This window comes from Pseudomonas sp. AC193, from assembly GCF_979258075.1.
This window is the reverse complement of sequence record NZ_OZ409832.1, coordinates 140016-152583: the sequence shown is the minus strand read 5'-3', so window position 1 is coordinate 152583 and position 12568 is coordinate 140016. Positions and strand designations below refer to the sequence as shown.

Annotated in this window: 9 protein-coding genes; 5 read left to right on the top strand and 4 right to left on the bottom strand. The window is 58.6% G+C overall.

Going from position 1 to position 12568, the window contains the following annotated elements; translation table 11 throughout:
• Nucleotides 1–113 precede the first annotated feature (113 nt).
• A complete protein-coding gene (locus ACZZ0D_RS00695) occupies nucleotides 114–1943 on the top strand; it encodes a hypothetical protein (protein ID WP_463552236.1) in 1830 nt (609 codons plus the stop codon).
• Nucleotides 1944–1979: 36 nt separating this feature from the next.
• Here ACZZ0D_RS00695 and ACZZ0D_RS00690 read toward each other — a convergent pair whose 3' ends face one another.
• Both ACZZ0D_RS00690 and ACZZ0D_RS00685 read right to left on the bottom strand, forming a co-directional pair.
• Nucleotides 1980–2294, bottom strand: a complete 315-nt coding sequence (locus tag ACZZ0D_RS00690; RefSeq protein WP_194934842.1) for a PA4575 family protein — start codon at nucleotides 2292–2294, stop codon at nucleotides 1980–1982.
• Between the two features lie 311 nt (nucleotides 2295–2605).
• The gene (locus ACZZ0D_RS00685) at nucleotides 2606–5044 is read right to left on the bottom strand and encodes a Lon protease family protein (RefSeq protein ID WP_053123997.1); all 2439 of its coding nucleotides are present in this window, start codon (nucleotides 5042–5044) and stop codon (nucleotides 2606–2608) included.
• A 300-nt stretch (nucleotides 5045–5344) separates the two neighbouring features.
• Between ACZZ0D_RS00685 and ACZZ0D_RS00680 the strand changes: the two genes are divergently transcribed.
• The 4 genes from ACZZ0D_RS00680 (at nucleotide 5345) to ACZZ0D_RS00665 (ending at nucleotide 9087) form a co-directional block, all read left to right on the top strand.
• Entirely contained in the window at nucleotides 5345–5833 is a 489-nt protein-coding gene (locus ACZZ0D_RS00680; RefSeq protein WP_007909797.1) for a DUF3015 domain-containing protein, read from the top strand.
• A 258-nt stretch (nucleotides 5834–6091) separates the two neighbouring features.
• Nucleotides 6092–7945, top strand: a complete 1854-nt coding sequence (locus ACZZ0D_RS00675) for an Lnb N-terminal periplasmic domain-containing protein (protein WP_463552235.1) — start codon at nucleotides 6092–6094, stop codon at nucleotides 7943–7945.
• A 220-nt stretch (nucleotides 7946–8165) separates the two neighbouring features.
• Nucleotides 8166–8522 carry a hypothetical protein gene (locus ACZZ0D_RS00670; RefSeq protein WP_053124000.1) on the top strand — a complete coding sequence of 119 codons (357 nt, stop codon included), beginning with the start codon at nucleotides 8166–8168 and terminating at the stop codon, nucleotides 8520–8522.
• Between the two features lie 70 nt (nucleotides 8523–8592).
• Nucleotides 8593–9087, top strand: a complete 495-nt coding sequence (locus tag ACZZ0D_RS00665) for a GreA/GreB family elongation factor (protein WP_212550809.1) — start codon at nucleotides 8593–8595, stop codon at nucleotides 9085–9087.
• On the opposite strand, the gene gdhA is transcribed toward ACZZ0D_RS00665, so the two are convergent.
• Nucleotides 9084–10421, bottom strand: a complete 1338-nt coding sequence (gene gdhA, locus ACZZ0D_RS00660; RefSeq protein ID WP_463552234.1) for an NADP-specific glutamate dehydrogenase — start codon at nucleotides 10419–10421, stop codon at nucleotides 9084–9086. The genes ACZZ0D_RS00665 and gdhA overlap by 4 nt on opposite strands.
• Before the next feature lie 350 nt (nucleotides 10422–10771).
• Complete coding sequence (ettA, locus tag ACZZ0D_RS00655) at nucleotides 10772–12436, bottom strand: energy-dependent translational throttle protein EttA (RefSeq protein ID WP_008078577.1); 1665 nt, start codon at nucleotides 12434–12436, stop codon at nucleotides 10772–10774.
• Between the last annotated feature and the right edge of the window lie 132 nt (nucleotides 12437–12568).

Genomic DNA, 12568 nt, shown 5'->3' with positions numbered 1-12568 from the left:
GCCATGACCGCCAGAAACCGTCCTGAATCCGCCGTTTGCGCACGTATGACAAAGAATTTCTGCTAGTGTCCAAACCTATGAAAGCCCAGTGACGTTGGACAGGATGCGTGGAAATGGATGTGCGATTGCCGATAACAACTGCCGGAATTTGCTTCGCGCTGCTGATGAGCGGTTGCTCGCCCGGCGATGAGAAGCACGCGACAAGTCTTGAAGAGAAAACCGCCAAGTTCGAACAATCCCTGGACACCATCACCGATCCGAAACTCAAGGACGCCGTCAGCGAACTCGGCGGCTCATTGCTGTTGCTCCAGCGCGCAAAACAGAAACTCGACAGCAACCCGGCGAAAACCGAATACGGCGAAGACGCCCTCGGCGTGCTCAAGCATTACCCAAGCCCGCAGGCATTGGTCGACACTTTTATCAACGGTCTGTTTGTGTTGCACAAGGATTCCAGCTCCGACTACCTCACCGACCTGCAACCGGTGTTCCCTTTCAACCTCAATATTCCCGGCGGCTTCCTCTTTCCTCACGGCGTCGAATGGCAGTCGGTCACGCTGAGTAACAAACGCGTCATTGGCTACCAGCCGGAATGGTCGGAAACCGATCCGGGCATTCAGCTCAGCCCTTCCAGCTCCAACGTCACCAACCCCGATGACCTGACCGTGACCTACCCGTTCATCGACGGTCTGAACGTCGACAAGAAGAGCCTGCCGCAACCGGTCAGCCTACAAGGCAAGCTCGAAGTCATCGCGCCGCGTCGCCTGTACAGCTTCGACCTGACGCAGAAAGACGTTGGCCAGACCCGCACCAACGACAACCTCAGCGTGAAACTGCTGAAGCTTGAAAAGAATTCCGCCGAAGTCGAATTCAGTAACAGTCAGCCATTGGCCCCGGAAGTGGCTGAGGCGCAGCTCAATCCGATGATCGTTCAGGCCCGCGATGCCAGCGGGCAATACCTGGTGCGTGCCGGCTCGATCAACGAAAGCCCGGAGCAAGTGGCGTTCTACGAAAAACAACTGACGAACCTGCAACAACAGAAAGCCTGGAGCGATGCGCTGGACAAGCAGCTCACTGCCGAGCAACAGGCGTTCGAAGAAAAACATCCAAAGCGCTACAACAAGGTCTACTTCAACGGCCCGATCGAAACCCTGGAAGTCAGTGTGCTGGATTTCTCTTCGGTGACCGTATCGCGTAAAGCGCTGGACTTGCCGATCCGCGCCTTCAAACAGCACACCACGGAAAAAGCCATCCAGCCGCTGGATCTGCCGGTGACGGTTTACGACGATCAGACAGTGAACTGGCTCAAGGGCGAGAGCCTGACCGAGGAGCAATTGAAGGCCGGTGTGCGCATCCATCAATCCGTCGAAGAACCGAGCGCCGCACGCATCGAGTTCTCCCACCGCCGCACGTTCAACGATGAATTGCTCGGTGACGATTTCAACCCCGGCGAAAGCCCGGTGACGTTCTTTACCGAGAAGCACAACGGCAAACTCAACGAGCCGATCGAACTGCCGCCCGAGGCGTACCAGGTCGATCCGTTGCGCGCGACGATTACTTACGATTTGAATCTGTTCCCGGAAACCCCGGCGATTGCCGTCGGTTCGATGCCGTTGTTTCTGGCGACCGTGGCCAAGCAGGCCTACGACGAAAAATCGTTGCCCAAAGGTCTGGAGATCAAGAACAACACGCTGCTGGTGGATCTGAAATTGTTTCCGGCCAACGAATATCGCTACTTCGTCAAAGACGACAGCGGTAATTATTTGAAGGAAATTCTTTCGGTCAGTCACGACGCCAGTGCAGAGGGCCCGGCGTTAGTCGGCGTGCATTATTTTTATGGTCGCCCGACTCACGTGGAAACCTATCAGCGCACCGACCTCGCCACCGTGCAATATGGTTTTGAGGTCAAACTCGACAAGGCGCAGGTGTCTGATACTGCTCCTTGAAGAGAAAGATCAAAAGATCGCAGCCTGCGGCAGCTCCTACAAGGCGCGGCTGCGGCCTCCGTTGATTTGGCGCAGCTGGGCTTGCAGGTGCAGGCTCCAGATTTGCGGATCGTCGGCCAGTTCGTAGCCGTGCAAAGTCAGGCTTTCAACGATGGTGTCGAGAATCGACTCCGCCGCTACGGGGCCGTGGAACGGGCCTTGGGCTTTGATCGCGGAAGGTTGTTCGCCGGCCATGCCGGCGGCGAAGAGCAGCGTCCACATGCCGTTATCGCCAGCCAACGGCTTGATGGCGCATTCGATACGGGTCACCAGACCCAGGCACTGACGGGTGAGACAGAGGTTGCGCGACATGGCGGCGACCCTCGGTGAAGCCGGTATTCAGCCCCCACGGGAGGACTGGCTCGATCCAGTGATACTGTCGATATCCTTGAGCTGAGAATAGAAGAAAAGTCCGCTGCGCAAGCCAGATAGAACCAGCAGGCGCCGAATGGTCATTGTGTGAAGTTTGACGTCAGAGTAGTGGCGAATTTTGATGTCGTTACACCAAACAAATGTGGGAGCGGGCTTGCTCGCGAAAGCGGTGGGTCAGTCAACCAATGTGTCGACTGATACACCGCATTCGCGAGCAAGCCCGCTCCCACAGTTTTGGATCGCGTAAGGCTTTAGGCCGGTTTTGCTTCGGCTAACGCCTCTTGGGCCAGTTCTTTTTCCGCTTCCTTGAGGTCTTCTTCGCTGATCATTTCAGCGATGTCGCGCAAGCGCTCGACCACCCGTGCATTGATGCTGCCTTCCGGAAATTCGCCGTCGGCGTTCGGCTCACCGGCTGGTTCGCCGACCAGCAGGCTCAACGCTTCATCCGCCTGACGCACCGCGTAAACGTGGAACTGCCCGGCACGCACCGCCGCCAGCACTTTCTCATCGAGCATCAGCGTGGCCACGTTGGCCTGCGGAATGATCGCGCCCTGCTCGCCCGTCAGCCCGCGTGCTTCGCAGAGACGGAAGAAGCCTTCGATCTTCTCGTTGACCCCACCGACCGCCTGCACTTCACCGAACTGGTTGATCGAGCCGGTGATCGCGAAGCACTGCTTGAGCGGGGTTTTCGACAGCGCCGAAATCAGCGTGCACGCCTCGCCCAGCGATGCACTGTCGCCATCGACGTATCCGTAGGATTGCTCCAAGGCGATGCTCGCGGAAATCGCCAGCGGGAATTCCTGCGCGTAACGGCTGCCCAGATACCCGGTGAGGATCATCACGCCTTTGGAATGGATCGGCTGGCCAAGGTTAACCTCGCGCTCGATGTCGACGATGCCACTGCCGCCCGGATACACCGTGGCGGAAATCCGCGCCGGCACACCGAACGCCGAGTCGCCGACTTCGAGCACGGTCAGCCCGTTGCACTTGCCGACTGCCGCACCATCGGTGTCGATGAGGATGATCCCGGCGAGCATGTCGTCGAGAATCCGCGCCGACACACGTCCGGTGCGCGTGGCTTTGGCTTTCAAGGCGCGCTCGATGTGCCCGGCATCGGTCATTTCATCGCCAGCCAGATGGCGGATGAAATCCGCTTCGCTGACCAGTTGGAACAGGTCGCCGATACGCGCCGACAAACGCCCTTGGTGCTCGGCCAGCCGTGCGCTGTACGTCGCCAGACGCGCCACCGCATCGGCAGTCAGTGGCGCCATGCCTTCTTCCGACGTGCGGGTTTTCAACAGCTGGGCGAATTGCTCCAGGCTCTCGTCGACCATCGGGATGTCTTCGTCGAAGTCGACCAGAACGCGGAACATCTCCTGGAAGTCCGGATCGAGGTCTTGCAGCGTGTAATACAGCGACCGCGCACCGATGATGATGACTTTGACCTGCAACGGAATGTGCTGCGGGTTGAGCGTGACCGTGGCGAAACGGCCCATCTCGCCCAGCGGCGATTCCATTTTCAGCTTGCGCGATTGCAGGGCGCGTTTCAGCGCATCCCACACGAACGGCTCGCTGAGCATTTTTTCCGCTTCAAGAATCAGGAAACCGCCATTGGCACGGTGCAAGGCACCCGGGCGCAACTGACGATAAGTGGTGTAGAGCGCGCCCTGATCGGTGGTGTATTCGATACGACCGAAGAGGTTTTCATACGTCGGGTGCGGTTCGAATACCACCGGCGCACCACCGCTGACTGGATGACCGACGACCAGACTCGGCGCGTATTGCTCTTCGAGCAGCTTGCGCGCCACGGCGTCAGTCTTGCTGTCGTCGACCAGTTGCTCGACCACGGTTTTCAGCAGGTACACCTGCATCGCTTGCAGGTAACCGCAGACCGCCGCGTTCTCGGCGTACTTCTCCGACAGCGGCGACAGCAACGGCTGCAGCGCCAACGTGATGGTTTCTTCGTTGAGCGAACGCAGTTGATTGTTCGACTCGCGCTTCCATTGCGGCAGGCTGGCGAGTTCTTCGTTCAGGCGTTCTTCGAGGCCGGAAATATCATCGTGAAAGCGCTCGCGATCAGCTTCTGGCAATTGGGCGAATTCAGCTTCGTCCAAGGCTTTGCCGTCGAGCATCGGCGTGAAGGCGATGTTGCTGCTGTCGCGATAGAGGGCGACGTCTTTTTCCAGGGCCAGGCGCTCGATGATGTCGAGGGCCTTGTCGTAGCGCTGGTTGAAGGCGCGGTCGATGGCGCTTTTCTTTTGCTGGTAGGACGGATGCTCGAAGACTGCCGGAAACGTCGCCAGCAGGTTGTCGATCAAACCGTTGATGTCACCGATGAACGAAGCGGCGGTGCCGGATGGCAACTCCAGTGCGCGGGGCTCGCGCGGCTCATCGAAATTGTTCACATAGACCCAGTCCGCCGGGGTCTGCAGGCGTTTGCCTTCGGCCTTCAGGTAGCGTTTGACGAACGAGAAACGGCCGGTGCCGGGCTCGCCCATGACAAACACGTTGTAACCGGGGCGTGGCATGGCCACACCGAACTGCAAGGCTTCGACCGCGCGTTCCTGGCCGAGCACACCGCGAAAGGGCTCCAGATCATTGGTGGTAGTGAAGCTGAACTGTTCAGCGGAAAACGGACGGGTCAGCGCTTCGGGCGCAAGACGCAAGCTGGCAGCAACAGGATCAGGCATCGGGCTTCCTTAACAATCAGGCGGGGCAGATAGCCGCATTCTGGCGCTGCCCGTGCCCCACTGGCAAGGCGCGCCATGTGACAAAGCATAGACAACCGGATCTCTGCGCACCGGCTCCCCTGAAACCGGGGTTATTACCGAATCTTTTGTAAAAAATCACGGAACCGCAGGAACGTGCCTAAACTCCAAACTGCGCGGCTGGAACTAATACCGGCCCACTGGCTTCGTTTGGGTCTGTCTTGTACAGAGCTTGGGGGCCAGAACCCTGTCCATTGGTATGCACACAAAGAGAACAAAGCTATGAAACGGATTCTTCTCGGTACTCTCTTCACCGCTGTATCCATCAACGCAATGGCGCAAGCTCCAGGCGGCCCGGATTGCGGTTGGGGCAACATGCTGTTCGAAGGTCAGCGTGGCACCCCTGCTCACTTCCTCGCTTCCACCACTAACGGCACTTCCGGTAACGCTACGTTTGGTATGACTTCCGGCACCAACGGTTGCTCGACCAATGCGTCGCTGACCTACGGCGGCAAATCCTGGTTTGCCATGAATGGCATGATGAACGAGCTGTCCGAAGACATGGCCAAAGGCAACGGCGAAGCGCTGACGACTTATGCTGTGGTACTGGGCGTGGCGCCGGAAGATCGTGCGCACTTCGCTGCTGTGACTCACGAGCACTTCCAGCAGATCTTCAGCAAAGCTGACGTGACCGCTGAAGACGTGCATACCAACACCCTGGCTGTGCTGAAATCGGATCCTCGTCTGGCCAAGTACGCAACGCAGGCTTAAGCTCGACCCCTGCCCGCTTCCTTCGGGGAGCGGGTTTTGTTTTTTCGGCTGCCGCTCCCTGGGCAATGCCAAATGCATGACTGCATGACTGTAGGAGCTGTCGAGTGCAACGAGGCTGCGATCTTTTGATCTTTTTTGATCGTTGAAAAACAAAGATCGCAGCCTCGTTGCACTCGACAGCTCCTACAGTTTTAGTGTCCGTCAGGGCATGGCATTCTGCGCAGGATCTTTATTTTCTTTCGACTTAAGTTGCCACTTATGCTCAAACGCCTTGCCTGGCTGGCGCTCTGTGTCTGCGCCCCGCTGTCCGCCGCGCCCCATGTCGACCCTCAACGTTTGCAGCAACTGGCCAACGACCGCTTCTGGATTTCCCTCGGTCACTATGAAACCGCCAAACTCGGCGGCTGGCGCAGCTATGTCAGCGACAAGAAATTCTTTCTCGCGCCTGATGGCAATGAACATCCCGATCACGAATTGGCGGCGACCGTGCAAGCGCTGTACGCCCCGGCCAGTCTCGGTGAAAAGCACGCGCAGTGCGTTTACCCGGCGCGCACGCGCTGGTTGAAAGCGCAACTCAATCTGAAAGATCTGCCGACACCTGATTGCGCCGAGTACAAAAAATGGATGAAGGACGTCTCGCCGCACAGCGCGGTGATGATCTTCCCGGCGGCGTATTTGAACAGTCCGTCGTCGATGTTCGGCCACACCCTGCTGCGCATCGACCAAGCTGACGTGCAGGCCGACAAGACCTCGCTGCTCAGCTACGCGATCAACTTCGGCGCCTACATCGAAGGTTCCGACAACAGCATTCTCTACGCCTGGAAAGGTTTGATGGGCGGTTATCCGGGCCTGTTCGCGCTGGTGCCGTATCAGGAAAAACTCTCCGAATACCGCAGCCTGGAAAACCGTGATCTGTGGGAATACCGACTCAATCTGACGCAAGAAGAAACCGCACGCATGGTCGAACATGTGTGGGAGTTGAAGCAGATCCAGTTCGACTATTTCTTCTTCGATGAAAACTGCTCGTACCGCTTGCTGGAGCTGCTGCAAGTGGCCCGCCCAAGTCTGCGCCTGACCGAACAATTCCCGCTGACGGCGATTCCGACCGACACCGTGAAAGCGGTGAAAGAAGCCGGGCTGGTGGAAAGTATTGAATATCGTCCGTCGCGTGAGCGCGAGTTGCTGAGCCGCGCTGAGCCGTTGACGGGTGAAGAACAGGATTGGGTGCTGAAAGTCAGCGCCGATCAACAAGTGCTGCAAGAGCCGACCTTCAAAGCCCTGCCCCGCGATCGTCAGGCGTTGATCATCGACGCGGCGTATCGCCTCGAACGCTACCGCGCCAATGGTCAGGAACGCGATCCGCAACGGGCGCAACGCAGTTTCGAACTGCTGCGAGCGATCAATAAAAACCCGGCACCCGATCTGCAGATTCCGCAACCGGGCTTGCCGGAAGACGGCCACGAATCGCGCACCTGGCAGGCCGGCCTCGGCACGCGCGGCGATCGTGCGTTCGGCGAGTACGGTTTGCGCATGGCCTATCACGATCTCAACGACAACGCCGAAAGCTTCCCGCTCGGCGCGCAGATTGAAATCCTGCAGATGAAGCTGCGTCAGTACGAAGGCAATCAGTGGCAGTTCCAGCAACTGGATCTGGCGACGATTCGCTCGCTGACACCACGCAACGAGTTGTTGCAGCCGTTGTCGTGGCAAGTCACCGGTGGTCTTGAGCGCGTGCCGGGCAAGCATGATGACGAAACGCTGGTCAGCCATGTGAATGGTGGCGGCGGCGGCACGTGGGCGCTGGGTGATGATGTGCTGGGGTTTGCGCTGGGCACCGTGCGGGTTGAGCACAACAATGACTTTGCTGAATTTGTTTCGCCGGCGGGTGGTTTCAATACCGGCGTGCTGTGGCGCAATCCTCTGGGAAATATGAGCCTGGAGGCCAAGGGTGATTACTTCACCAATGGCGAAGTGCGGCGCAGTTTGAGTCTGAATCAGCAGTGGGAACTGTCGCGCAATCTTGGTTTGCGCTTGAGTGCGCAGCGCGAGTTCAGCCACATCGCCACGCCTGAAACGGAAGTCATGCTCGAAGTGAAGTGGTATCACTACTGATCCCGAACCCAACACAAATCCCCTGTGGGAGCGAGCCTGCTCGCGAATGCGGTGTGCCAGTCAGCACCAATGCTAAATGACACACCGCATTCGCGAGCAGGCTCGCTCCCACATTCGGATTTGTGGTGTTGATGGATTTTTCACAGGGCTTCGACAGCCGCCTCATGAATCTGCTTCTAGACTCTCCTTATAAGCCGGACAACCGGCCCGGGAGAGTGCGATGTGGCGGTGTGCGGGTTTGCTGGGGGTTTTGCTGTTCGTTAGCGGTTGCCAGACCACCCACGATGATTTGATCGCCAAAGGCTACCCACCGGCCTTTGCCGACGGTTTCGATGACGGTTGCGTCAGTGGTCGCCAGGCTGCCGGTTCGATCAGCGGCGAATTCCGCAAAAACGTCCCGCGCTATCTCAAAGACAAGCAATACGCCGAGGGCTGGACTGACGGCTTCCGCCAATGTCAGGCGATGCTCGAAAACAAGGATCGCGACGAGTACCGCAACGAGCATTGGGACGAACGCGAGCGCGCCTGGCAGCAGCAAAAAGATCAGGACGCCGCGCGAGCCTATCGCTCGCCCTAGGTCGCTCCCAGACATCCAGTGAAACCAAATGCCTGCGAGCATGGCCCAAACCTCATACGAGGAGGAACCCATGAGCCGTGCTTTCGTCAACGAAGACAACGCCGCCGCACAAGCTGATCAACCGGTTGAACGGCAGGTCAGCGAGCAGCCCAATTACGTCACGTCACAAGGCTTGGCGCAGTTGCAGGCGAGAGTCGCCGAACTGCAAACCCAGCACGCCGAGCAATCGGCCAAAGGTGAGCAGGCCGACAAACAACGGCTGGCCGACCTGCAAAGGGATTTGCGTTATTTCAATCAGCGCTTGAGCAGTGCGCAAGTGGCTGTGCCGGCAACGTCCAGAGACAAAGTGCAGATCGGCAGTTGGGTCACCTACGCGGATGAGCACGACACAGAACGCCGCGTGCAATTGGTCGGTGAAGATCAGGCCGATGCCGCCAAAGGCCTGATCAACTGGGGCTCACCGCTGGGCCGGGCGCTGCTCGGTGCCCGGCTGAACGACGAGGTGCTGTGGCAGCGCCCCGCCGGCGATCAAGTGATCGAAGTGATCCGCATCGAACCGGCTTAAACCACGCCCTGCGCCAGCATCGCGTCGGCAACTTTGACGAAACCGGCGATGTTCGCGCCTTTGACGTAATTGATCCGGCCGTTCTCTTCGCCGTAGTGCACGCAGGCGTGGTGGATCGATTGCATGATGTTGTGCAGCTTGCTGTCCACCTCACCCGCCGTCCACAGCAGACGCATGGCGTTCTGCGACATCTCCAGACCACTCACCGCGACACCGCCGGCATTGGACGCCTTGCCCGGCGCGAAGAGAATGCCAGCCTCCATAAAGATATCCACAGCCTCCAGCGTGGTTGGCATGTTAGCGCCCTCAGCGACGCATACGCAGCCATGGCGCAGCAGCGTGCGCGCGGCTTCGGCGTCGAGTTCGTTCTGCGTGGCGCACGGCAATGCGATATCGCATGGCAGCGACCATGGCAACTGACCGGCGCGGAATTCCAGGCCGAACGCTGAGGCCAATTCGCTGATACGTCCGCGTTTGACGTTTTTCAGTTGCAGCAGCGCCGACCACTGTTCTTCGCTCAGGCCCGCCTCGCAATACAGCGTGCCTTCGGAGTCGGACAGCGAAATCACCTTGCCGCCCAGATCCATCACTTTGCGTGCGGCGTATTGCGCGACGTTGCCGGAACCGGAGATCGCCACGCGTTTGCCTTCAACGGTCTGCCCGCGACGCTTGAGCATTTCTTCCGCGAAGTACACACAACCGAAACCGGTGGCTTCCGGACGAATCAGGCTGCCGCCGTAGGTCATGCCTTTGCCGGTGAGGACGCTGGTGAACTGGTTGCTCAGGCGTTTGTACTGGCCGAAGAGGAAACCGATCTCGCGCGCCCCGACACCGATGTCACCGGCCGGCACGTCAACGTCGGCGCCGATGTGACGATACAACTCGCTCATGAACGCCTGGCAGAAACGCATGACTTCGGCGTCGCTCTTGCCCTTCGGATCGAAGTCGGCACCGCCCTTGCCGCCGCCCATGGGCAACGAGGTCAGAGAGTTTTTGAAGGTCTGTTCGAAAGCGAGGAATTTCAGCACGCCCATGTTCACCGACGGATGGAAACGCAAACCGCCCTTGTACGGGCCGATGGCGCTGTTCATCTGGATGCGGAAACCGCGATTGACCTGAACCTTGCCCTGATCGTCGACCCACGACACGCGGAACACCACGGCACGCTCCGGCTCGCAGATGCGTTCCAGAATTCCCGAGGTCAGGTAATGCGGATTGGCTTCGAGAAATGGCCACAGGCTGCGCAGTACTTCTTCGACGGCCTGGTGGAATTCGGGCTGATCAGGGTCGCGTTTTTTCAGACGGGCGAGGAAGGATTCGACGGATTCGATCATGGGGAAAGTCTCGGCAAATTTATTATCGTTGGAAGAGATTGGGCCGGACTGTAACAAACGAATTGCGCACAGGAATAGAGAGAAATGTCGCGGATATGAAATTAAATGGTGCACAGGATATAAATCAGGCAGATTTTTGGCTCTGATTTGCACCTGAATGGGGAGATAAAATTAGATTGATGCACCAACAGCTATACCGCTATCGCGAGCAGGCTCACTCCTACAAGGGGAATGCATTTCAAATGTAGGAGTGAGCCTGCTCGCGATGGCCACACCTCGGTTCCCCTGAAAAAACCCGGGCAAAAAAAAACGGAGCCCGAAGGCTCCGCTTTTTATGCAACCAACCCGAATCAGGCCAGTTTCTTGTGACGTACCCGGTGTGGCTGGGCAGCCGCTTCGCCGAGGCGTTTCTTGCGATCCGCTTCGTACTCGGTGTAGTTGCCTTCGAAGAAGATCGCTTGCGAGTCGTCTTCGTACGCGAGGATGTGTGTCGCCACGCGGTCAAGGAACCACCGATCGTGAGAGATCACAATTGCAGCGCCCGGGAAGTCCAGCAGGGCTTCTTCCAGGGAACGCAGGGTTTCAACGTCGAGGTCGTTGGACGGTTCGTCGAGCAGCAGGACGTTACCGCCCTCCTTCAGGGTCAGCGCGAGGTGCAGACGACCGCGCTCACCACCGGACAGATCCTTGACGAACTTCTGCTGATCGCCGCCCTTGAAGTTGAAGCGACCGACGTAAGTGCGCGACGGGATCTCGTAGTTGCCGATGCGGATCTGGTCGGAACCGTCGGAAATCTGCTGGAACACAGTCTTGCTGCCGTCGAGGTCATCGCGGCTCTGATCGACGCAAGCCAGTTGCACGGTTTCGCCGACTTCGATGCTGCCCGAATCCGGTTGTTCCTTGCCCATCAGCATGCGGAACAGGGTCGATTTACCGGCACCGTTACCGCCGATCACACCGACGATCGCGCCCTTCGGCATCGAGAACGACAGGTTGTCGATCAGCACGCGATCGCCGTAACCCTTGGTGACGTTCTTGAATTCGATGACCTTGTCACCCAGACGCGGGCCGGCCGGGATGTAGATCTCGTTGGTCTCGCTACGCTTCTGGAATTCCTGCGATTGCATTTCTTCGAAGCGTTGCAGACGTGCCTTGGATTTCGACTGGCGGGCTTTCGCGCCTTTGCGCACCCACTCCAGTTCTTCCTTCATGGCTTTTTCGTGCGCCGACTGCTGCTTGGATTCAGCGGCCAGACGATCGGACTTGGCTTCAAGCCAACCCGAGTAGTTGCCTTCGTACGGAATGCCCGCGCCGCGGTCGAGTTCCAGAATCCAGCCAGCGACGTTGTCGAGGAAATAACGGTCGTGCGTGATCGCTACCACGGTGCCCGGGAAGTCGTGGAGGAAATGCTCCAGCCACGCAACGGAATCGGCGTCCAAGTGGTTGGTTGGTTCGTCGAGGAGCAGCATGTCAGGGGCGGACAGCAGCAGGCGGCACAGGGCCACACGACGCTTTTCACCACCGGAGAGGAATTCGACCTTGGCGTCCCACGCCGGCAGACGCAGTGCGTCGGCAGCGACTTCCAGTTGGCGATCAAGATTGTGACCGTCGCTGGCTTGCAGGATCGCTTCGAGCTTGGCCTGTTCAGCTGCCAGTTTGTCGAAGTCGGCATCTTCTTCAGCGTAAGCCGCGTAGACCTCGTCCAGGCGGGCCTGGGCGTTCTTGATCACGCTGACCGCTTCCTCGACCACTTCACGCACGGTCTTGGTGGGGTCAAGTTGCGGCTCTTGCGGCAGATAACCGATGTTCAGTTCCGGCATCGGGCGCGCTTCGCCTTCGAACTCGGTGTCGACGCCAGCCATGATTTTCAGCAGCGTGGACTTACCCGAACCGTTGAGGCCGAGCACGCCGATCTTGGCGCCGGGGAAGAAGGACAGCGAAATGTTTTTGAGGATTTCCCGCTTCGGCGGAACAACTTTGCCCAGCCGATGCATGGTGAAGACGTATTGAGCCATGGAGAACCTTGGGTCAGTGACAGATGAATGATTGCAGCGCGGGCGATGCCCGGCCAGACCATGCGCGTCGTTCACTTGATGGTTATCAATGCGTGCGCGCTGAAAAAGTCTGAGTCTAGGAGCTGGAACGCT